Annotated in this window: 21 protein-coding genes (1 of these 21 cut by a window edge); 9 read left to right on the top strand and 12 right to left on the bottom strand. The window is 56.3% G+C overall.

Annotation, left to right across the window (positions count from 1 at the left end; translation table 11 throughout):
- Positions 1-912 precede the first annotated feature (912 nt).
- From ABVF61_RS29250 to ABVF61_RS29275, 6 genes are all read right to left on the bottom strand, one after another.
- The gene (locus tag ABVF61_RS29250) at positions 913-2634 is read right to left on the bottom strand and encodes a dipeptide ABC transporter ATP-binding protein (protein ID WP_353997135.1); all 1722 of its coding nucleotides are present in this window, start codon (positions 2632-2634) and stop codon (positions 913-915) included.
- A gap of 7 nt (positions 2635-2641) precedes the next feature.
- Entirely contained in the window at positions 2642-3619 is a 978-nt protein-coding gene (locus ABVF61_RS29255) for an ABC transporter permease (protein ID WP_353997136.1), read from the bottom strand.
- Between the two features lie 15 nt (positions 3620-3634).
- Positions 3635-4609: an ABC transporter permease gene (locus ABVF61_RS29260; protein WP_353997137.1), complete on the bottom strand. Its 975-nt coding sequence runs from the start codon at positions 4607-4609 to the stop codon at positions 3635-3637.
- Positions 4610-4682: 73 nt separating this feature from the next.
- Positions 4683-6263, bottom strand: coding sequence for an ABC transporter substrate-binding protein (locus tag ABVF61_RS29265; protein WP_353997138.1), 1581 nt, complete (start codon positions 6261-6263; stop codon positions 4683-4685).
- 121 nt (positions 6264-6384) lie between these two features.
- Positions 6385-7554 (bottom strand): acetylornithine deacetylase, encoded by a 1170-nt coding sequence (argE, locus tag ABVF61_RS29270; protein WP_353997139.1) that lies wholly within the window; start codon positions 7552-7554, stop codon positions 6385-6387.
- 37 nt (positions 7555-7591) lie between these two features.
- Complete coding sequence (locus ABVF61_RS29275) at positions 7592-9304, bottom strand: adenylate/guanylate cyclase domain-containing protein (protein ID WP_353997140.1); 1713 nt, start codon at positions 9302-9304, stop codon at positions 7592-7594.
- A 182-nt stretch (positions 9305-9486) separates the two neighbouring features.
- Between ABVF61_RS29275 and ABVF61_RS29280 the strand changes: the two genes are divergently transcribed.
- Entirely contained in the window at positions 9487-9846 is a 360-nt protein-coding gene (locus tag ABVF61_RS29280; protein ID WP_353997141.1) for an ArsC family reductase, read from the top strand.
- Positions 9847-9909: 63 nt separating this feature from the next.
- Here the strand turns inward: ABVF61_RS29280 and ABVF61_RS29285 are convergent, their stop codons facing one another.
- The gene (locus ABVF61_RS29285; protein ID WP_353997142.1) at positions 9910-10365 is read right to left on the bottom strand and encodes a YcbK family protein; all 456 of its coding nucleotides are present in this window, start codon (positions 10363-10365) and stop codon (positions 9910-9912) included.
- A gap of 147 nt (positions 10366-10512) precedes the next feature.
- On the opposite strand from ABVF61_RS29285, the gene ABVF61_RS29290 reads away from it, so the two are divergent.
- Entirely contained in the window at positions 10513-11829 is a 1317-nt protein-coding gene (locus ABVF61_RS29290; protein WP_353997143.1) for an aspartate aminotransferase family protein, read from the top strand.
- 128 nt (positions 11830-11957) lie between these two features.
- Positions 11958-12248: a hypothetical protein gene (locus ABVF61_RS29295; RefSeq protein ID WP_353997144.1), complete on the top strand. Its 291-nt coding sequence runs from the start codon at positions 11958-11960 to the stop codon at positions 12246-12248.
- Between the two features lie 279 nt (positions 12249-12527).
- Here the strand turns inward: ABVF61_RS29295 and ABVF61_RS29300 are convergent, their stop codons facing one another.
- The 5 genes from ABVF61_RS29300 to ABVF61_RS29320 form a co-directional block, all read right to left on the bottom strand.
- On the bottom strand, positions 12528-13202 hold the full coding sequence (locus ABVF61_RS29300; protein WP_353997145.1) for a VPLPA-CTERM sorting domain-containing protein: 675 nt from the start codon (positions 13200-13202) through the stop codon (positions 12528-12530).
- 315 nt (positions 13203-13517) lie between these two features.
- On the bottom strand, positions 13518-14588 hold the full coding sequence (locus ABVF61_RS29305) for a helix-turn-helix transcriptional regulator (RefSeq protein WP_353997146.1): 1071 nt from the start codon (positions 14586-14588) through the stop codon (positions 13518-13520).
- 295 nt (positions 14589-14883) lie between these two features.
- Positions 14884-15810 (bottom strand): LysR family transcriptional regulator, encoded by a 927-nt coding sequence (locus ABVF61_RS29310; protein WP_353997147.1) that lies wholly within the window; start codon positions 15808-15810, stop codon positions 14884-14886.
- 381 nt (positions 15811-16191) lie between these two features.
- The gene (locus ABVF61_RS29315) at positions 16192-16479 is read right to left on the bottom strand and encodes a DUF1330 domain-containing protein (protein ID WP_353997148.1); all 288 of its coding nucleotides are present in this window, start codon (positions 16477-16479) and stop codon (positions 16192-16194) included.
- Between the two features lie 31 nt (positions 16480-16510).
- Positions 16511-17107 (bottom strand): LysE family translocator, encoded by a 597-nt coding sequence (locus ABVF61_RS29320; RefSeq protein WP_353997149.1) that lies wholly within the window; start codon positions 17105-17107, stop codon positions 16511-16513.
- 99 nt (positions 17108-17206) lie between these two features.
- On the opposite strand from ABVF61_RS29320, the gene ABVF61_RS29325 reads away from it, so the two are divergent.
- The 6 genes from ABVF61_RS29325 to ABVF61_RS29350 all read left to right on the top strand — a co-directional run.
- Positions 17207-18616, top strand: a complete 1410-nt coding sequence (locus ABVF61_RS29325) for an aminotransferase-like domain-containing protein (RefSeq protein ID WP_353997150.1) — start codon at positions 17207-17209, stop codon at positions 18614-18616.
- A 108-nt stretch (positions 18617-18724) separates the two neighbouring features.
- Positions 18725-19501 (top strand): energy-coupling factor ABC transporter ATP-binding protein, encoded by a 777-nt coding sequence (locus tag ABVF61_RS29330; protein WP_353997151.1) that lies wholly within the window; start codon positions 18725-18727, stop codon positions 19499-19501.
- Complete coding sequence (locus tag ABVF61_RS29335; RefSeq protein ID WP_353997152.1) at positions 19498-20109, top strand: energy-coupling factor transporter transmembrane component T family protein; 612 nt, start codon at positions 19498-19500, stop codon at positions 20107-20109. The genes ABVF61_RS29330 and ABVF61_RS29335 overlap by 4 nt, the downstream gene beginning before the upstream one ends.
- 107 nt (positions 20110-20216) lie before the next feature.
- Positions 20217-20771 carry a biotin transporter BioY gene (locus ABVF61_RS29340; protein ID WP_353997153.1) on the top strand — a complete coding sequence of 185 codons (555 nt, stop codon included), beginning with the start codon at positions 20217-20219 and terminating at the stop codon, positions 20769-20771.
- Positions 20772-20795: 24 nt separating this feature from the next.
- A complete protein-coding gene (locus ABVF61_RS29345; protein ID WP_353997154.1) occupies positions 20796-22238 on the top strand; it encodes an AMP-binding protein in 1443 nt (480 codons plus the stop codon).
- A protein-coding gene (locus ABVF61_RS29350; RefSeq protein ID WP_353997155.1) for a thiolase family protein crosses the window boundary here: on the top strand, positions 22235-22769 show its beginning. It continues 635 nt past the right edge of the window; 535 of the gene's 1170 nt are visible here — the first part of the coding sequence; its start codon is at positions 22235-22237; its stop codon lies beyond the right edge, outside the window. Before ABVF61_RS29345 ends, ABVF61_RS29350 begins: the two co-directional genes overlap by 4 nt.

Consider the following 22769-nt stretch of genomic DNA (forward strand, 5'->3'; position numbering starts at 1 on the left):
GCCAGTGCGGTCATTGAGAGAATAAGAGAGCGCCAGAAACGAGAAAATCGAAGAAAATATGCTGAAAAAAAGGGCGCTTGAAGATCCGAAGACGTCAAACGATCCTGACCTATGCAGACCGAAACTGCCGACTGTGCTTAGCGCAAGTCCGAGAAATGCACATGACACTGCAGAAAAGAGCAGCCAAGTTATCTGATTAATAAGCGTTTTTTGCATGATCGGTTGCTCTCGCGGCATCGGTCTCAATCCGTCGCTATGGAAAAACACGTTGACCCAGCGGCAACGGGTTTCGTCCAATAGCGGGGAAAAGCATGAGCAACGGCATGGGTTGTGGCAACGATGCGTGACCAGCGGGCAGGCGCCGCAAAGCCTAGTTTGTGTAATTAATAGTCACTCTTGCCAATGATATGGGCGGCTGCGCGCTTGCGGTTACACCACGGTTCGATCAATATTCGATGCATATTTTAAATGAGCATTTCGTTTTTTGAAGCTCAAAACGGAAATATACTTCAATAGCCATTATTCTACCCGTTAATGGCATCGCGGGGAGGGCCTTTGTGTCCTCCCTGTTTAACATCAACAAAGAACACTTCCGACAAGACCTCTAGACACACATCTGAAGACTTCGAATGAACGTCACACTGTGACAGACATGCCGAATTCTTTTTTCGTTATTCTAAGCGCTGAAATTTGGTAGGCAATTTTTTCCCGGACAGGACTCGACTGTGGTTATCGACCCGCCGACAGCCGGGAATCGGTGCTGGAATTGGAGTCAATACGGCGACTCGCCGGATCACAAAAATAATATCGGCAACCAGTTAGAAGTTGAGTAGTGAGGCGTCCTCCGGCGAGCCAGGTCGCCGGAAGGGTCAACATTCGTTTCAGCGGGCATCACCCGGTCAGAATCCTGGATCAGACTGTTTCGAGATTTGCACGCGACAGAAGCTCCATGGAGGGCATCAGGTCCAGGAGTTCGCGCGTGTAGGGATGCTGCGGGTTTTCGAAAAGCTGATCGCATTCCGAAACCTCGCATAGTTCACCATTGCGCATCACGCCAATCCGATTGCACATCTGCCGGATGACAGCCAGGTCGTGACTGATGAAAAGCATGGTCAGGCCGAGCTCTTCCTGCAGGTCTTTCAGCAGATTGAGGATCTGAGCCTGGATGGAAACATCCAGCGCGGAGGTCGGCTCGTCGCAGATCAGGAAGCGCGGGCGCGTTGCCAGCGCCCGGGCGATGGAAATGCGCTGCCTTTGCCCGCCCGAAAACTCATGCGGAAACTTCAAACCGGCCTGCGCTCCGAGGCCGACATGATCGAGAAGGTCGTCGACAATCTGCCTGACCTCGGAGTTGCTCGAGGCCAGTTTGTGGAACTTGATGGGTTCCGCAATGATATCGCGGACGCGCATTCTGGCATTGAGCGATGAATAGGGATCTTGAAAGATCATCTGCATCTGGCGGCGCATCGCCAGGACATCCTTGCGGTTCGTCAGCGAGGTCAGTTCCGTCTTTCCGAACAGGATTGAGCCGCCGGTGGGATGGTACAAGCCGGTAATCAGTCTCGCGATTGTTGACTTGCCCGATCCGCTCTCACCGACGAGGCCGAACGTTTCGCCTTGTTCGATGTCGAAGCTGACCTTCTTGACCGCCTGAAAATATTTGCGCTGTGACGGGAAGATGGATCCCCTTACTTCAAATCGCATGTCGAGATCACGGATCTGGACCAGCGGACCCGTGACCTGTTCATAGTCGCGGGATTTGCCGAGCCAGTGGGTCGAGATGTCGATGTGTTTCTGAGGCGTCCCGGCTTTCTCGATGTAGTTGACCACCGGAAACCGTTCGACCTTGACGTCTGGCCGGGGTACGGCCGATATCAGGCTTTGCGTATAGGGATGCTCCGGGGCGCCAAGCACCTGCGTGGTTTCTCCGTATTCGACAAGATCGCCCTGATACATGACCGCCACATGGTCTGTTATGTCTGCAATCACTCCCATGTCGTGGGTGATCACAAGCATCGCCACATTGCGTTCCTCGCAGAGCTTTTTCATCAGCTCCAGGATCTGTGCCTGGATGGAAACGTCCAGCGCAGTCGTCGGTTCGTCGGCGATGACGAGTTCCGGCTCGGCGCAAAGCGCAAGCGCAATGACGACCCTCTGGCGCATCCCACCCGAAAACTGATGGGGGTATTGCTTGATACGTTCACCCGGGTTCGGAATGCCGACGGCGTCGATCAATTCCACGGCCCGGCGTTGCGCGTCCTTTGCAGATAGCGGCAAGTGAGTCCGGATAGTCTCCACCAGCTGCGATTCGACCGTCTGCAGTGGATCGAGCGAAGTAAGCGGATCCTGAAAGATCATGCCGATCTTGCGTCCGCGCAGCAGGCGTTTTTCCTTATAGGGAAGATCGTCGATACGATTGCCGTGCAGAAAGACTTCACCGGCAGCAATATGTCCGGGCTCCTGAAGCAGACCAATGACGGCGTTTCCGACCGTCGATTTGCCCGCGCCCGATTCTCCAACCACGCCGAGTATCTTGCCGGCCTCGACCTGCATGTTGACGTTGTTCACGGCAACAAAAACAGACTTGCGGGCGGGAAACTCGACCGTGAGGTGCTTGATGTCCAGAACGTTCATGGGGCCCTCACCGCAGTTTCGGATTGAGGGCGTCGCGCAGCCAATCGCCCAGCAGGTTGACATTCAGAACAAGAAGCGCAAGCGCAAGCCCCGGGAAGATGGCAATCCACCACTCACCCGAATAGAGGAAGTCGTTTCCAACGGCGATCAGGGTTCCGAGTGATGGCTGGGTTGGCGGCATGCCGACACCCAGGAAGGAAAGGGTTGCTTCCGTCACAATGGCCAGCGCGAGATTGATCGTCGCGATCACCATGACGGGACCCATTACGTTCGGCAGGATGTGGCGTGCCATGATGATGAACGCCGGAATACCGATCACGCGCGCCGCCTGCACGTACTCCTTGTTCTTTTCCACCATTGTCGAGCCGCGCACCGTGCGCGCATATTGCACCCAGAATGAAAGTGCAAGCGAAACGATGAGAATATAGAAGGCAAAGACTTCCCGATCGAGGCCGCCGAAGATACCGGCGGCGATGCCATCGATCAAAAGCGCAATCAGAATGGCCGGAAACGTCAGCTGCACATCGGCGATGCGCATGATGATCGCGTCGGTACGCCCGCCGATATAGCCGGCGACCAGACCGAGCGTGATCCCGAGCACCGCAGCCGCAATCACGGAGCAGAAACCGACAATCAGCGAAATCCGCATGCCGAAGAAAATGGCGGACAGGAGATCCCTCCCCTGGTCGTCCGTGCCGAGGATGAACCGCGGATCGGAATACTCCATCCAAACCGGCGGGACCCGGGCATCCAGGATCGAAATGGACGCAAGGTCGAATGGATTGTGCGGGGCGACCCAGGGCGCCAGAAAGGCGAGCAGGAACAGGATGAAAGTGCCGATCGCGGCAACAACCGTGACCCTGGACCGCAGGAAAGAATGGAACAGGTCGCTGTCGAGGATTTTCGACATGCGGCCCTGCACCGGTTGCGCGCCTCCCCGGTCATGGACCGCGGCTTTGGCTTCTTCGTTGGAGACGTATGGCATGGTCTGGCTGTCTCCTTATGGCCGGCCGACGCGCAGGCGCGGGTCGATGTAGAAGTAGAGAATATCGACGATGAAGTTGATCGCAACGAACAGGAATGCGGTCAGAAGCAGGTAGGCCGACATGATCGGTATGTCGACGTTCTGAACCGCCTGCAGGAACATCAGTCCCATGCCCGGCCACTGGAAAACGGTTTCCGTAATCGTGGCGAATGCGATGATCGCGCCGAGTTGCAGGCCGGTAATGGTGATCACCGGAACGAGCGTGTTTTTCAGCGCATGCCGGAAATTCACGAGCCTGTCCGGCAGTCCGCGCGCGCGTGCGAACTTGATGTAATCGGTCCGGATGACTTCCAGCATTTCAGCGCGGATGAGCCGCATGATGAGCGTCATCTGATAAAGACCGAGCGTGATGGAGGGCAGGATCAGCGCCTTGATGCCGGACACCGTCAGGAACCCGGTGGTCCACCAGGAGCCGATCTGAACCGTCTCGCCGCGTCCAAAGCTCGGCAGCCATTGCAGCGTCACCGAGAACAGGAAGATCAGCAGAATACCGATAAAGAAAGTCGGCAGCGAAATGCCGACGAGTGACACGGAAAGGAACAGTTTGGAAATTGGAGATTCCCGGTTGAGGCCCGCATAGATCCCCATGGGAATACCGACGACAAGCGCGAACAAGGCCGATGTGAAACTGAGCTCGAGCGTCGCCGGAATACGTTTGGCGAACAGCTCGGAGACCGGTTGTCGGAACTGGTACGAGGTGCCGAAATCGAATTGGGCAGCGTTTGTTATGAAACGCAGGAACTGAATGGGGATCGGATCGTTGAGGCCAAGCCGGTCACGCAGCGCCTCGCGTTCTTCGATCGAAGTTTCGATACCAACCATCTGGTTGATGGGATCGCCCACAAAACGGAACATGGTGAAGGCGAGAAGGGCCACCACCAGCATGACAATCATCGCCTGAATAAGGCGGCGCGTCGCAAAACCAATCATTTCGGCTCTTTAGGGTCTGGCATTAAAATACGCTCCCGGCAGTGCCGGGAGCGTCATAGAATGTGGACTGAACTCAGTTCTTGTTGATGAAACGGAACTTGAACTGGTTGTCGGCGCGTTGAACGAGCTCGATGTCATCCGCAACACCCCAGGCGAGGCCCTGCTGATGCAGCGGGATGTAATAGGCGTTGTCGTGGCTGATCTTGTAGGCTTCGGCGATCAGGCCGTCACGCTTTTCCGGATCGATTTCAACCAGAACCTGGCCGGTGAGTTCGTCGACCTTCTCGTCGCAGAAGCCGCCGAGATTGAACGGCGAGCCTTCGCCGGCTTCGTTGCGGCAGTTCATCAGGTTGGACATGACGTTCCAGCTGTCGAGAGAGCCGGGGGTCCAGCCAAGCAGATAGAACGATGTGTCGAAGCCACCGGACGCAAGCACCTTGGCGAAGTATTTTGCCTTGGGCTGAGCGTTCAGGTCGACTTTGACGCCAACACGCGCCAGCATGGCGGCAACGGCCTGACAGATCGCTTCGTCGTTGACATAACGATCGTTCGGGCAATCCATACCAACGGAAAATCCGTCGGCATAGCCGGCTTCCTCAAGCAGTTTCTTCGCGTTATCCGGATCATACGGATACCGCTCGAATTCACTGGCCTTGGAGAACAGGAAAGGCGAGATCATGATGGCGGACGGCGTGGCCAGGTCACGCATGACCTTCTGCTTGATCGCCTCGGCGTCGATTGCCTGGTAAAACGCCTTGCGGACCTTTTCGTCCTTGAACGGGTTTTTGCCCTTCACGTCGGAATAGAGCAACTCGTCACGCATCTGGTCCATTCCGAGGAAGATGGTGCGAAGCTCCGGACCCGTGAGCGCAACTGTGCCCGCATTGTCATTGATGCGTTTGATGTCCTGAACCGGGATCGGATACACCATGTCGAGCTCGCCGGAGAGCAGTGCGGCCACACGGGTAGCGTCGGAGGCGATCGGTGTGAATTCGACGGTGTCGATATTGTGCTTTGTTTCGTCCCACCAGCCGTCGTGTTTCTCATAGACCGTCTTCACGCCGGCTTCATGGCTGACGATTTTGAACGGACCGGTGCCATTCGCGTTGAGGGACGCATAGTTCGGAGTTGTGTCGGATGCGGAGGTGACTTTGACCGCGTCGTTCTCGGTCGTCCACTCCTTGTCCATGATATAGAACGTATCCCACTCGTAGTGCAGGATCGGGTTCGGACCGGTCAGAACGAAGTCGACGGTGTGGTCGTCAACGATTTCGACCTTTGCATCTCCGGGCACGCGCGTAGTCAGGTCAGAGCCTTCCGAGCGCACGCGTTCCACTGAAAAGGCCACGTCTTCGGCCGTGAAATCGTTGCCGTTGTGGAACTTGACATCTTTGCGCAAATAAAAGCGCCAACGGTTCGGTTCGATGATTTCCCAGCGTTCTGCAAGAGCGGGCTCGATCGACAGGTCGGATCCGCGACGTGTCAGGCCTTCATAGGCATTCCCGAGCGAAGACAAGGTGAAAGTCTCGTTCAGGCTGTAGGGATCAAGGAAGTTCAGGCTGCCCTGGAAAGCGAATTTGAATGTCTCTGCATGCGCAGCACTTCCTGTTCCCGCCGCCAGCAGCGCGGTCAATAATAGCGTTTTCTTGTTCATTTTCCCCTCGTTAGTTCCGTTTACCGGAAGGATCAAGCGACGCAGGCTGCGGTCAGTCCAAGGACGCAACCATTAGTCTCTCCCGAACTATGACATTGTAAGTGTCTGTGTTCAAACCCGGTTAGGATTGTTTTTGCGTCATTCCTGCGACCAGCCTGTCCAGAAAGGATGCACAACGGTCCAGTTCCGCAAGTTCGATATACTCATCTGCCTGGTGTGCCTGATCAATCGATCCGGGGCCGCAGACGACTGTGGATAGCCCGTGTTCCTGAAAGATTCCTCCTTCGGTAGCGTAGACGACCACATGCCGTGCATTGTCTCCCGTCAGACGGCGAACCTCCGTTTCCGCGAGACCGTCGGCTTCTTCCGATAGGCCAGGTACATAAGCCAGTTCTTCAACATCAATGGCGCAATCCGCCGATATGGCTTTCATGTCCGGAAGCACTTCAGCCTCAATGAAGGATTTATAGGCGTTAAGCCATGCTTCTTTGCTGTCGCCAGGCAAGAGACGTATGTCGGTCACGAATTCACAGTGGCGGGCGGTAATGTTATGCGCCTCGCCGCCCTTGATGACGCCACTGTGCAACGTTGTGTAAGGCGGCTCGAAGGGACACTCCGGATCTGCTTCGGCTTTGTTTTCCGCGGTGCGGGCATCCAGCCAGGAAATCAGCTTGGCAGCCGCGGATATGGCGGATACACCGCGGTGCAGCTGGCTGGAATGGGCCGGGTGCCCCTGAATTCTTGTTTTGAAAACCGCAATGCCCTTGTGCCCTGTGACCACCCGCATGTTGGTTGGTTCGCCGACGATTGCGTAGCCCGGCCTCGGTCCCCTTGCCAGCAGATCGCTTGCGAGCGGTGCAGCGCCAAAACAGCCGACTTCCTCATCGTAGGACAGTGCGATGTGGATCGGACGTGCAAGGTCGGCAGCGACAAAATCGGGCACCTTGGCAAGCACGGTTGCCGCAAAACCCTTCATGTCGGCGGAACCCCGTCCGTAAAGCCGCCCGTTCTCTTCCCAGGCGAGAAAGGGATCATGCGACCAGCTCTGCCCCTCGACCGGGACGACGTCAGTGTGCGCGGACAAAACCACGCCGCCGTCCACGGCGGGTCCGATACATGCATGAAGCGAAGCCTTGGAGCCCGTTTCATCGGGGACGCGCTGGCTGGAAATGTCGAATTCGCCGAGATAGGTTTCAACGAACGAGATCAGGTCGAGATTGCTTCGGTCCGAAACGGTGTTGAAAGAGATCAGCTTTTCCAGCATTTCCCGCGGCGTGAATCGGGTGCTCACAAAAACTCCAATTCTTGATTCATGTGAAGAGCGCTGCTCAGTCTTCCGGGATATCGAGCGCATCTAAGCTGCTGAGTGCGAAGATTTGCAAGGGGATTTCCTTGCCCCGGATCTTAATGTCCGCGGTAATGGCGTCCGATACGGTGGCATGAGCGGCATCTATGACGTCTTTCGACACGGCAAGAAAGCTGCCATGTGCCTTGTTTTCGGTTTCAAGCCGGCTCGCTGTATTCACCACGTCGCCAAGTGCAGTCAGACCGCCGTTGGTTCCAGCGGCACCGATCCTGCCGAGAATTGCAGATCCGAGATGAAGCCCGATCCCGAGACGGATCGGGTCTTGAAACTGTGGCCCCTTTTCCTTCTCCAACTCGGCCATGACGGCTTCGATCCGTTTTGAGGCGCGAAGGGCCTGGCGTGCCCCGGCTTCCACGCTCGTGTCCATTCCGAAGATCGCCATGATGCCGTCACCGATAAATTTGTCGATGAAGCCTCCTTCGGCTCTGATCGCCGCCGATGCCTGGTCCAGGTAGTTGTTCAGAAGGTGCACAACGTCATAGGCCAGCTGGGACTCGGTGATCCGCGTGAAGTTCCGAAGATCGACAAACATCACGACGATGTCCTGTTCGACGCCCCAATAGTAGGCATCCTTCAGGTTCTCGCTGGTTTCAACTTTTGCCTTCACGGGTACGAGCGGCTGCACCTCGATGTCTTGCAATGGCCGGATCTGGCAGGCGAGCCGAACATCATCTGCGGCTGAAATCCGGGAAAGAACGGCCTGTTCTGCTGCCGCCGGCGCAGTGAGTGTACCGCCGCCGCCGAGAACCTTGACCCGGCAGGTTGAGCATCTGGCCCGGCCCCCGCAGACTGAAGCGATCGGAACATCGTTGCTCCGGCTGATTTCAAGCAAGGTGGCGCCGGGTTTTGCCTTTACCGACAGGCTGCCCGGGTAGGTGATCGTCAGCCGCCGGGCGCTGAGACCAATCAGATAGCGGAGCAGAATGACCAGCAGGCTGACAGCAATCAGCCCGAAGACAACGGCTCGGGCTTCGATGACAAAAACCGTCAGCCACTCGAACTGCGCTTCGGTCACCTTGAGTTTCACGTCCCTGGCAAGCTCGAGACGGCGGGCGCCTTCTATGAAGCCCCACAGGGACAGAACCGGTAGTGCCACTGCAAAGGTCAGCGCTGCATAACGCAGCCGGTGATAGACGGGGTAGAGCCGCAGCCAGAAGTGCAGACCGATCATGGCATGCGCCCAGACGGCCAGGAGCAGCAGCGACTGGGTAAGACCGTGCTGCGGCCAGAGGATCGTCAGCATCTGGTCATACGTGGGTGAAAACCCGAATTCATTGGCCAGTCCCATAGTCGTTCCGACATGCGGGATCAGCGACCAAGGGATATAGAAGCCAAGAACAAGCTGAACGAATTCCCACCTGGGCAATTTCAACGTGCGCCGTCTTGCCGTGCGCCAGAGTGCAAGGAGAACATGCGTCAGAAAGGCAAAAAAGAGAACGCTCTCGCCGATTTCGTTGCGCCAGATCAGGTAATGCCACACAGAAGCCTTGTCCATGGCTTCGACGGAGACAATCCCAAGCGCATGGTTCGAAAAATGGCTGAGACAATAGGCAAACAGGATCAGCCCGCTCCAAAGACGCAGGCGTTGACGCCAGTTGCCCCACGACACGGATTTGCGTTTGCGTCGGGACGGTGCTGTTGCGACCCGGTCAACGGGTGATGCAGGCGCCGTCATTCACTGTCTCCGTGCATTCTTCAACTACTCTGACGATCCTGTCCTTCAGGTTGTCACGAAAAACCTGTGACGCGAGTTTGCTGCCGGGTCAAGCTGAACCGTGGAAAGTCTGCAACGCACCCTTGAAACCCGATTGCCAAACCGTAAGTCTCGCATGGCAATCCGCGCATCGAGGATGGAAAATGAAAGTCTACGGAATCAAGAACTGCGATACGGTCAAGAAAGCACGGAAGTTTTTGGAAGAGGCGGGCGTTGCCTACGACTTTCACGACTACAAGAAAGACGGCGTGAACGGTGACAAACTGGCAGCCTTTGTGAAGGAATTCGGCTGGGAGACCGTCTTGAACAAACGCGGCACGACATGGCGCAAACTCGATGAGGCAACCAAGGAAGCCGTCACCGGCGCTGAAAGCGCACTCGACGTGATGATCGAAAACCCCTCGACCATCAAGCGGCCGATCGTGGAGGGAGAGACAAAGAACTTTGTCGGATTTGATCCCGTTTCCTGGGAAATGGCGCTGGAACTCGGCGAGTTGAAATAACCGGGGTCTCTGAGGACACCACGATACGCTGCTTTTTGCCCGCTGGCTGGCCTGGTTTTGATGTTACCAGGTCCTGCGCGGTCCGGTATCGATGTGATAGTGACCCGAAGCATAGTATTTGTAGCCGCCGACTTCCGGCTGCGCCTTCAGGAAGGCGACAACCGATGAAGGATCACCGCGAACGGAAAAGTCTACGGCCTGGCAGTTCAGGTGATAGGAATTCCGCGCACCGCCTTTCCGCCAGTTTTCCAGCCACCAGCGCTTCGTGGAGTGCACGGTAACCGACCCGTAACGGCTCGCAACGCGGTTGAGAACCTTTTTCAGCTTGCGCGGAACGCACCAGGATGAATCGTCATAATCGATCGAGCTGTGAGACGCCGTTGCCCAGCCCATGCCGGTAATACCCGCAACGGTTCCGCAACCTGCGAGAACCAGGCTAAGTCCGATAAAGAAGATCCAGGCAAAGAGGCGCTGACGCATGACGGGTGGCCTTGTCGATTGTTTTGCGATGTCCCCCACGCAATGGTTCCTGCAATTTGATTAAAATTGTGATGAAAAACGTGGTTAACACTGATAAGAAACATTTGTTTCAGCGACTCGAAAACTCTGATACAAATGTTCCAAGCTCGCAATCGGAACCGGATCTGGTCATCTTCAGGACACGTTATGTCTCACGTCTTTCCCCGCCACACAAAAGCCAACCCGCCTGTCGCCGATCATGGAGACGGATGTTATATTATTGACAATAAAGGGAAAAAGTACTTTGACGGATCAGGTGGCGCGGCTGTGTCCTGCCTCGGACACAGTGATCCGGATGTGACCAGGGCAATCAAGGATCAAGTGGACAGGATTGCCTTCGCGCATACCGGGTTTTTCACGTCAGAGCCTGCCGAGGAACTGGCCGACCTTCTGGTTTCGCATGCGCCGGGGCAACTGGACCGCGTTTATTTCGTGTCCGGGGGATCTGAAGCCGTCGAAGCAGCGTTGAAGCTGGCGCGCCAGTATTTTCTCGAAAAAGGAGAACCGTCTCGCCACCGCGTGATTGCACGGCGTCAGAGCTATCACGGCAACACTCTTGGAGCTCTTGCGACGGGTGGAAATCAGTGGCGGCGCGAGCCTTTTGCCCCGCTGATGATCGAAACGTCCCATATTTCAGCTTGTTACGAATATCGTGGCCGCCGTGAAGGAGAAACGGCATACGACTACGGTCAGAGGGTCGCCGGCGAGCTCGAAGAAGAAATCCTGAGACTGGGGCCGGAGAGCGTGATGGCCTTCGTTGCCGAACCGGTCGTTGGGGCAACGGCGGGTGCCGTACCGCCGGTCGAGGGTTATTTCCGGCGTGTAAGGGAAATCTGCGATACCCACGGCATCTTGCTGATCCTGGACGAGGTCATGTGCGGCATGGGACGCACCGGAAGCCTTTATGCACACGAACAGGACGGTGTATCTCCCGACATTTTGTGCATCGCTAAAGGACTCGGTGCCGGTTACCAGCCGATCGGTGCGATGCTGTGCACCAGCGACATCTATGAGGCGATAGAATCCGGGTCAGGTTTCTTTCAGCATGGACACACATACATCGGACATCCGGCTGCCTGCGCGGCGGCACTCGCCGTCTTCAGAAAACTCACCGGTGGCCTTGTCGAACGCGTATCCATGATGGGTGAGAAACTTGAAAATGCGCTGAGCGAAGCGTTCGGACAGCACCCGCACGTGGGCGACCTTCGCGGACGCGGTCTTTTCCGGGGCATTGAACTTGTTGAAGACCGGTCGACCAAAGCACCTTTCAATCCGTCAAGAGCCGTCAACAAATTAATCAAGAAAGCCGCATTCGAAGCCGGCCTGATCTGCTATCCGATGGGTGGAACGGTTGATGGCGTTCAGGGTGACCACGTCCTGCTTGCCCCGCCGTTTATCCTTGAAGACGCGCATGTCGGTGAAATCGTTGAAAAACTGGATCGAGCCTTTAAGGCCGTATTCTGATTTGCCGTTCATTGCCTGATTTACGGTAAAATGACCGAAATATTAAACGCGGTTAATATTACAAACCTTTAAATTGAAAGCTCTTTGATCGTCTCCACTTCTAAGTCAACAAAGCTTAGGAGAGTAAGATGGCTTACATTACCGAAGATAATCACGTCGATACACCGCCTGTTAACAAGGAAAGCGGCTTCCTGAACCGGTTTGCGGCGGGTTTTGTTTCGCTCATGAACAACATGTACGAACAGGCAAAGCCCCGGCTGCCGAAGATACATGAAGATGAAACGGCGGATATTGAGGAAAAACTCAAAAAACGCTCTGCCCATGCCGGTCTTGAAGACGATTGGGATCAGGAGCTGGACGAAAGATACGGCTCCAGAGGTTACCGTGGCGCCGAACATTTCCACTATATGTACTACTGAATTCCGCGCGCGTTGCAGCACGGTGGCCTGAGCGGACACTTAAAGCGTTCTGTGGCGGCGGAAGTCTTGTGGCGCCTATCCGCTTTTCGCGAAAGCCCAGGTTTGTTTCTGTCCTGGAATGTCGGCTCTGTTGAAAGATGCCGCCATTCCTGACGGTAAAATAAGGGTGCCGATCGAACCCTAATCACAACACCTGGTGGGCTTGTGCTGCTAGAATTCAATCGGCAAGTTGGTACCAACCCGGATGGGTCAGGTACGGTTATTCACCGCCAAGCCTTTTTAGGTGGCTTGCGCGCACTCTGCCTTGGTTTTGGCTTTCGCTTTTTTTCGTGCAAAGACGCCGAGAGCTCCAAGCCCTGCAATCAGGCTGAAGGCTGAAGCAGGCAGCGGAACCGGGACCGGGGCATAAGATTTGACTTCCAGAGAGAACCCTCCGAGAGCCTGGGCTTGGGCATCGTTCGAAGTGAAGATCCCTTCATTCAAGACATCGAAGGACAGGTTTCTGATCAGGACAGGGTCGTAGTCGAGAAACGTTTCAAAATTGAGAGGCGTAACATTGTTCGTCAGTCCGGACGTTTGCCCGATAAAGCGGATGACAAAGTCATCTGCATCGTTCGGGTTCTGGTCGTCGTTGTCCAATGCAATGGCCTGAATACCGATCGTGAACCCGTCTGAACTTTCACCAACCAGCCCGTGGCTTTGAGGTTGAAAGATCGTCGGATTGTTATTGTTGCCCAGAAGAGGACCGTTGACGTAGTCGCCGAGGTTATCAAAGAAGATGTATTCTAGGTGCTTGGCACTAAATCCTGAATAGTCGAAATTGTCAGGATTTGTGACGTCAAGACTGAACATGACCCCGCCGGTCTCTGTTTCCTCAAGCGTCGCGATGACTGCTGCTTGCGCCGTACCGGTGGTCAGGACAGCCAGCAGAGCGCCGATCAGAAAATTTTTCATATCATTATCTTCCGTATCTAAAGCAAATTTCGTTTTTATCTGGGTTCAGCTCACCGTTTCGTGGCCCGGGCGCTGAACTTGTACCTTTTGTGAGCCGGATAACGTTTCAATAACGAAACCGTGAGCAGCCGAAAATCGGCGAGCCGTCGCAATGTTCTGTGTGTCGTGTCTCACCGGAGCGTATTTTGTCGGTTTACGGCGCAAGGCTCGCATCAGCGAGAAAAGGTCACGCAGGGCCAGAGATCTTTTGAAGAATGTGCGGAATGGTCCGCGGTTTCAGCCGTTGCTTTTCGTCTCGACATTTGAAGCCGCGCTTCAGGACTTTGGGCGCCAGAAGGCCGCAAGGCTAGGCAGGCTTGCCTCAAAATCGTGTTTCAGGCCGCATTTTGGGCAATTCTCTTGCACTGCCGAACCAAGGACGTCGCTGGGGCGCATACCGTATTGAGAACGGAACATCCGCAGAAATGTGGTTTGATCGTAAATGCCATGTTGTTCCGCAATGCGGCGAATTGCACCGCGAGCCGGGGCAGTCGAACGCAGATCTCGATGGATTGCGGACAATCGATGTTCGCGCACGAAATTCGCGACGCCGCCGACTTCATCGAAAGCCCGGTAAACCGTCGCGCGGGACGCGTTGAATTCGCGCTGCAAAGTACTCACGCTCAAGTCTGAACGGGCCAAGTTCGCGAGCAGGAACCGGCGCATTGCGAGCGCTCGATTTGATTTTAGCAACGCAACGCCGTCTTCTTCGTTTTTTCCGCGCGGCGCGGCCGCCTGCACCAGCTCCGAAAGCTGCTTTGCAATCCCTGGTGCATCTGGAGACGCTGTGTTGGAAAGTGTTTCAAAGAGGCTGGTGAGCGCGTATTTGAGAACTTTCACTTGCCATGACTGATTGTTCAGCGCGACGAGGGGCTCCTGACTTAACGGATCATAGCCAACCCGGCCAATGGGCAACCGAAGAGACAAGGCATTTCCGTCATCGAGTGCATGCAACTTGTGCCGGGCATTCATCAAAAACAGGGACCCGGGGCCGAACTCCCGCCGTGCGTCATCGCTTTCCACGCGCAAATGACCGGATTTGATCCACCGCAGAAACATCATGTCTCTAAAGTCGGCATCAATGGTCTGCGGGGTTTGCAGTTCTGTCGGACCATAGGAAAAAGACGCCGCCGCGACATCATCCAGGGCCCAGGCGTCCAAAGCCAAATACGGTGTTTTATTGTCTTCGCTGCGGGTGTAGGTATAGAGCCCGCGGCTGAACGTGTTCAATGCATCAAGACGATCATTTTCTTCAAATGAATGCGTTGCGAACCGCAAATGCGGAAGCATTTCCGGGCGCGCCTTGGTCCCGTAACTGCCCTCTCCGTAATGCGATCGACTATTCAATTCAGCTCATCCAGTGCTGCTTCCAGCGCCGCTTCTGTAGCGGCGCGGCGTGACCTAAGCCTTCACTCATAACACAAGCCGGTTTAATACCTATCGGTTGTTAAACAGGTGGTCGCACTTCCCCCCAGTTTCAACCTGGGTATCTGTGGTTGTCTGTCTTTAGGAAGGTACAAGCATCGGGTTATCGGGTTGCCCGAAGTTCAGGACATGCACGAAAATGATTAAAGTAACCCGGGTCTGCTGATCAACGTGCCTGGTCGAAGCACGGTGAAAGGTGTGAAGTTTAATTGCATTTCTAAGGACCGACCGGCTTTGCCTCCGGGCATTCAAGGCCGTCTTTCTTCAATTCTGAAACCACCCAGTCCCGGAAGAGACGAACTTTCCGGCTGTTCTTGTTCAACGGCTGGTAACTCAGCGCCCAGAATTCGTCTTCCGCTTCGCATATCAGATCAAAAGGCTGGATAAGTTGACCGTCCCGAAGGGCTTGCCGGCAGAAATAGGGTGTCAGAATGGCGACGCCCTGACCCGCAATCGCCCTGTTCGCCTCAAGGGCCTGTGACCCCATGCGCGAGGTTGGCCATTTCGCCAGATCGGCATCCGGAAGTCCTGCGGCACTGAACCAAATGCGCCACCACGGATCGTCCGGGTCGACGATCGGCAGTTTCAGGAGGTCAGATGGCGTTTTGATCCCCCCAATGGTTTCTGCAAGCCGCGGTGATACCATTGGTGTGAACTTTGCAGACACGATGGGAATGAAAAGATTGCCTCTTGGCGGCGGGTAGCAGGCGGAAATCGTAACATCCGCCTGGTCGAACTGCGGTTTTTCCCATGGCCCATAGGACACCAGGCGCACGGCGATGTCGGGGTTCTGCATCTGGAACGACAACATCCGTGAGGCGAGCCAGTTCACTGCGAAGGTTGTGTTGCTGGAAATCACCAGCTCGGTTGCTTCTGCTGTCGTGACATCCTGAAAAACCTGGCGCAATCGGCCAAAGGCATCAACGACGCCTTCGGCAAGCAGCGCGCCTTTTGGCGTCAGATCGATCTTGCGCGGTTTCCGCTCGAAAACGATAAAGCCGAGTCTCTCTTCCAGCAGCTTGATCTGATAACTGACCGCTGCCTGGGTCATGCCGAGTTCGTCGCCGGCCTTCGTAAAACTCAGATGTCGGCTCGCTGCTTCAAATGCGCGTATCGATGAAAGAGGAGGCAGATTGGTGCTCATGCATAATTTGTCCTTATGCATTAAAGGAAAATTTTCGTTGGTCAGACGCGTTGCTATTTTCGATATGTAGCCCATTGAGCCATGAGGTTACAACGATGCCAAAGCAATTTCCTTTCCCGCAAACAAAGGCCGATCAAAAGAATACGGCGAGATTGCCCCTAGGCAGCCTTATCCGGAGTTTTTTCGCCGTCTTGGCGGCAAAGAAGCGCCGGCGGATCCGACTGTCCGATCTGCCGCCGGACCTCAGGAAAGACATTTGCCATGACGAGGAACCGCAGATGGGCAGCTCGCTCGAACAGAAATGGGCATCTGAACTTGAACACCTGAAAAGATAATTGCTACGCGCAGCGCATGAAGCAGGTCCTGCCGATTCAGGCTTCTCTATTCATCGTAGAATTGGATTTCCATGTCGCAGGCCGCATCGCGGAGTTCAACGAGGTCCTGATAGGCATCGGACCGATAAAACCGCATGGCGCTCTCCATGTCCTTATATCGAAAGACCGCGGTGAAGTGGGGCGGTTTCGAAGTGCCGTTGAATGCGGTTCGATACGTTCCGCGAACGACAGTTTCAACGTCGTGTCGCTGCATAAGAACGGATGCTTTTTCAACATACATCTTGAAGGCAGCCATGTCTTTGATCGTGGCGTATGAAAAATTGAGAACGGGCATATTGCGACCACTTCCGGAAAGTGTTCAGGAGTTACAGAACAAGCGCCCAGACCGTTGCGGCGAGCATGGCGATTGCCATGGAAACCGTGACGGCCCGCATGACCGGACCTTCGCCGATCAGCGCAAGGATCGAGACACCCGCCAACGCCCAGAGTGAATGAAATACCATCCCGCCAACTGTGAACCCGGCAATCAGGATGAGGGCGTTTTCGTGAATGCTCAGGCCATTGCCGGCAAGGAAGGTCGAAAAGGCGACCAGGTTCATGGCCCAGGTTTTCGGGCTCAGTGGGTGGATGAGCAATCCTTCCCAGAAGCTCGGCAAGGCGACTTCGCCTTTCGGTTTAACGGTGAGAGATATGATGCGCCAGGCCAGATACGTCATGTAGGCCATGCTCAGAACCTTGAAGACCGTGACAATCGGGCCGCCACCGGCCATGACGTGGCCGAGCCCATAGGCGACGCTGAGTTTCAATGGCAGTGACCCTATCTGCGATGCGACAATCACGGGAAATGCCGTTTTGTAGCCGGCGGATGCACCGATCGCGAGAAATGTCAGATTTCCGGGACCGGGCGTTCCGGTCATAACGATCACAAAAACAGCGAAGGCCAGAAACGTGGCGAAATCCATAAATCGTCTCCTGCGGCAGCATCGATACAATCGATACAAAATTGGCGGAGATACTAATTGTCTTGAGATATTGTATTCGTCAATGTAAACATTGTTCTCATGACAATGTGGATTCCGGAAATTCAGGACGCTGAGGGCCCGATTTACATCGCGATCGCCGACGCGCTTGAATCAGACATCAAGGAAGGCATTCTGGGCCAGGGCGACCGCCTGCCGCCACAGCGTGAGCTGGCCTATCAGCTTGGCGTCACGCTGGGTACGGTCACACGTGCTTACGGTGAAGCGGAACGCCGCCGGCTGGTCAAGGGGGAGACAGGGCGCGGAACCTATGTCGCCCCCGAAACCCACAAGGTCTCTCCATTGATCCCGAAAGAGGATGAGCAGGAGATTTGCGACCTTGCTCGCAATTTTGCCTATCCGCATCTCAACCCGAACCTCTCCGAGGGTCTGATCCGCATGGCGAGAACGGCCGGCATCGACCGGTTGAACGGATTTGTGCCCTCAGAAGGCCTGAAGGCGCACCGTGAAACCGGCGTGCTGGTGTTCAAGGACTATGGACTGGACGCTGATCCGTCTCGGGTCGCGGTCACTTGCGGCGCACAGCACGGCATTCAGGTGACCTGCCAGGCACTCTTTCGCAGCGGCGATGCGATTGCCGTCGACAGGTTCACCTATCCGTCCATCTTTCCCTCGCTCGCCAGCATCGGTCTGAAGCTGGTTCCCGTGCCCGCGCTGATTCGCTCCGATGGGGGCTTTGGCGCTATGGATCCGCAAGCACTTGCACAGGCAGCCAGGGTCCATGGCATCAAGGGTGTGTTCCTGATGCCGAACATGCAGAATCCGACAACGCATACCATGTCCGTCGAGGAGCGGGAAAATCTGGTTCAAGTTGCGCGTGAGCATGATCTGAAGATCGTCGAGGACGACCCTTACACGCCTTTCCTGCCTGAGACCCTGCCCGCGTTCGGCGCACTTGCTCCGGAGCGCACGGCCTCCATCGCAAGTATCTCCAAGGTCTGCTCTCCGGGAAGCCGCATCGGTTTCGTGCACGTGCCGGAACTCTTCGGCGACTCCATACGTAACAAGATCGGCGAAAGCACGTGGATGGCATCGCCTATTACGGCGGAACTGATTGCCGGTTGGGTGCGGGAAGGACATCTTTTCAAAACACTGCGTCTGAAACGCAAAGCCAACCGGGTCCGGTTTCAGAGAGCGCGTGAAATTTTGTCACCCTATTTTCTGCAAGGTGGCATCGATAAGGTCTTTGGGTGGTTGCGTTTGCCCGATCACGTCGACCCCGACGCAATTCAGGCGACGCTTGGCCATCAACGCATTTCGGTTTTGTCCTCGCGTTACTTCCAGTCCAGAGACCACGCCTCAGCGCCCTATTTGCGGCTTACATTCGGGTCCGAAGCGTCGGAGGAGCGGTTTTGCAAAGCGCTGGAAAGAGTGCGCGCCACCATTGACCAATTGGCCGAGTTGCCCGATCTGAGCCGTCCGGTAGGATAAGCCGACTTTGACATCGGATAAGATCCAGTCAATAAGCAGCCCCCGAACGGGCCCTGGAAAAGGGTTTCCTGTTGTCGACAACTGCGCGGGCACCTTCGGCGAGGTGGAATGGCTTTCTGGCCCAAAAAGAAAAATCACGACCAGATCCGGGTCTGCGATCCGGCGGCCCTTCCCTATGCAGAGTTTCAAGATGTCGGCCTCTCGATCGGCAGCAGGCAAGTTCTTACCGGCCTGACGCTGTCTCTGCAGGAAGACAGGATAGGCGTGATTGGCCTGAACGGCTCGGGCAAAAGCACTTTTGTGCGTTTGCTGAACGGCCTGCGGCAGCCGGATCGTGGCGCGCTCAAGCTCTTTGGCGCACCAGCCGCAGCGGCTGCACCCGAGTTGCCTCGCCACGTCGGCTTTGTGTTTCAAAACCCCGACCATCAGGCCATTTTTCCTACGGTTGAAGAAGAGATCGCGTTTGGCCTGACCCAACTGGGTATCTCCAAGGACGAGAGCCGGACGCGTGCCTTGGACTTTCTGGCGCAGCACGGCTGCGATGCGCTTGCGTCCTTGCCGATTGCCGAATTGTCCGAGGGTCAAAAACAGCTTGTCTGTATTCTGTCCGTCCTTGTCATGGAACCGAGCCTGCTTGTTCTCGACGAACCCATGACCAGCCTTGATGCGCTGGCGTCCCGCAGGATTGGTGACAAGCTCCGCTCCCTGCCGCAGAAGATCGTGATGGTCAGTCACGATCTGGACCATCTTGAAAGCTTCGATCGCGTGCTTTGGCTTGAAGACGGCGGCCTTCGCATGGATGGCGCTCCTTTTGAGGTTTTGTCGGCGTTCAAGGCGGATATCGACAGAAGATCTGGCGTCAAGCTGGAGCTTGCGGCGCTATGATCTCCATGTATCTGACAGGAAACAGCTGGCTGCACAGGACCCCCGCGGGTTTCAAACTGCTGCTGGTCGCTGTGGCCAGTCTGCTGTTGTTTCAGGTCACGTCTCTTTGGGTGTTCCTGCTATGCCTTGCGCTGGTCGTTGGCCTTTACGCCTCGCTTGGCAGGGAAGGTTTGGCGCAGTTGAAGCTGCTGCGCGGCTTGACCGTTTTCTTGGGCATTCTTCTCCTGCTTCATTGGATATCCGGAACGCTCTGGGAAGGACTCGCGGTAATCCTGCGTTTGATCGTTTTGGTCCTAGCCGCCAATCTTGTTTCGGTGACCACACGCATGGACGATATGCTGGAGGCCGTGACGCCCCTGTTCAAGCCGCTGGAGTGGTTCGGTTATTCGGCCAGAAAACCGGCATTGGGGGTCGCGCTGGTGCTACGCTTCGCGCCCTATATGATGCAGATCTTTTCAAGGCTTCGAGAAGCCTATCAATCGCGATCCGGTTCGAGAAATTCCTGGAGGCTTCTTCCCCCACTCGCCATTCAGTGTCTGCGCATGTCGGACAATGTGGCCGATGCCTTGCGGGCACGCGGTGGCTCGGAAGGATTGTCGCGGCGGTGATTGAGACACGCGAGCGATATCCGTTCGCAAAAAACAATGCATGTTCACCGTGAGGCCGCAAAGCGGTAATGACGGGACAGCAAAAACAAGGAGGCGTGAAAAACGCTATGGCAGATCGTTCGCTGGTTCACATTGCATTTTACGCGGCATTGATTGCCGCCCTGGGTCTGGTGCCGCCGGTCGCCATCCCGTTTCTGGGCGGCGTGCCGATCACCGCACAGACCCTCGGCGTCATGCTGGCCGGTGTCATGCTTGGTCCGGTCCGCGGTGCACTCGCGGTGCTTCTGTTTCTGTTCCTGGTTGCGCTTGGAGCCCCATTCCTCGCAGGCGGCCGCGGCGGCCTGGGTGTATTTGCGTCACCGTCTGTCGGCTTTCTGATCGGCTGGCCGGTTGGTGCTTTCGTTGCCGGCTGGATCATGCAGGCAACATCCCGCTTGAACATTCTCATCGCGGCCGGACTGTCCGCCGCTGTTGGCGGAATCGGTGTCGTTTATCTCTTCGGTATTCCAGGCGTTGCCTATATGGCGAACCTGTCCCTGGAAAAGGCAGCCCTCGGTAGCGCCATTTATGTTCCGGGCGATCTCGTTAAGGTCGTCATCACAGCTTTGGTCGTCCAGACCGTGGCACGCGGATTGCCGGGCGCGGTTCTGTCACGCGGTTGAGCGGAGAAACGGGAACGCAGCGTCATGTCCTTTGTCGGAGACAGACTGGAAGATTTTTCGGTCAAAAGGCCCGATGACATTGCGATTGTTTCAGGTGCCGCCAGTTGGACCTGGCGGCGCTTTCTGGAAAAGGTGCGAGCAGCAGAAGCCTTCATTCGGGAAAGGACGCCCCGGGGTGGCAAGGTCGGTCTGTTCCTCGAGGACCAGGACGCCCTTCTGATTTGTTTTTTCGCCTGTGCCCGCACGGCACGAATTGCGATGGTTCTGGATCCGGGATGGCCGGACGCCCAAAAGAAAAGCGTTCGTGAAGCTGCCGGGCCGGACCTTGTCGTCGACAGTGCCGCCTTTGCACTCCTTTCCTCAGAACCTTATGCAACTGCGCTGAGTTCGGACCGCTCGGAAGCGCCACCGCGTGAGGATGATCCGTTCTATTGCGGCTTCACCTCGGGTTCGACCGGCGCTCCGAAGGGGTATCTCAGAAGCCATGGGTCCTGGCTGAAGAGCTTCGAAATCTCTGACAGAGAATTCGGTATTCGCGATACTGAGCGCATTGTGCTGGCTGGTCAACTGACCCACTCGCTTCATCTTTATGGCGCGGTATGCGGTCTTGCCGGTGGCCACGGCGTCGTCCTCGCACCGCGGTTCGATCCGCGCACACTCCTCTCCTCGCTGGCACGCGCAGAGACCGGGACCACGCTTTATGCAACGCCGACGCAGCTCCACTATCTTGCCGAAGCGGCGGAGCGTTCGGGCCCGGTCGAAGCGGTGCGCCATGTTCTTGCAAGTGGTGCAAAGTGGCAACACAAGGACCGGCAGCGGCTCACCGCCGTCTTCCCGAATGCGAGATTGTTCGAGTTCTACGGCGCTTCCGAAACGAGTTTCATCACCATTTCCGGACCGGATGGAGATGTGGCCACCGGATCGGTTGGCCGGGCGCCGCCTGAAGTCGGCATTGCCATCGGCAATCCGGACAGTCCCGTGCCACCGGAGACTGCGGGTGCGATCTGGGTGAGGAGCCCCCTCCTGTTCACCGGCTATTTATGCGGCGATGATCCGTTGACCCGGTGGCAGAATGGCTGGCTGAGCTTCGGAGACGAGGGATACCTCGATCAAAACGGTTATCTGTTTCTGGTTGGACGGACAGGTCGGATGATCGTGACCTCGGGCCTGAACGTCTATCCGGAAGAAATTGAAGAGGTTCTGCTTGCACATCCCGCGGTTTCGCGCGCCGTCGTGACCGGCCTTGCCGATCCGGTCAGAGGACAGCGGCTGGAGGCCGCGGTCGAGATGCGTGAACCACTGCCTGATCTTGAAGCGGCACTGTTGAGCCATTGCAGGCAGCATTTGGCGCCAGGTAAATGGCCGCGCCGGTTTCATCACTATGAAACTTTGCCGACTACGCCGGGCGGCAAACCCGATATTCAGCGCGTTAAACGCGAACTTCTGGGCAAGGAGGCAGCGGAGTGAGCGCACCGGCATACATGATTGCCGCAAGAAGGACTCAGATTGCACCACGCAGCGGTGCGCTCGCCGCGCTGCAGGCGGACCAACTTGCAGCGCCTGTCGTTCGCACTCTTTTGCAGGATGCAGATATGCCGCCTGCGTCGGTTGATCAGGTCTTTCTCGGCAACGCGCTTTACGCGGGAGGAAATCCGGCGCGTCTGGCAGCCTTACGAGCGGGTTTGCCCCTTGGTGTTCCGGCCATGACGGTCGATACCCAATGCTGTTCAGGCCTCGATGCCATTATTCTGGCAGCTCGGTTGATCGAAGCCGGAGCGGCAGACTGCATTCTCGCCGGTGGGGCGGAAAGTTTCAGCCGCGCTCCGATCCGGCTAACGCGTCCGATGGACAAAAACGCTGAACCCGTCCCGTATGACAGACCACCCTTTGCTCCGCCACCATTTGCCGATCCGGATCTGACGGACGCAGCTGCCCGTCTTGCAAGTCAGAATGGTGTCGGACGCGAGCGTCAGGCTGAATTCGCTGTTGCATCGCATG

The organism is Roseibium sp. HPY-6, from assembly GCF_040530035.1.
Classification (GTDB): Bacteria; Pseudomonadota; Alphaproteobacteria; order Rhizobiales; family Stappiaceae; genus Roseibium.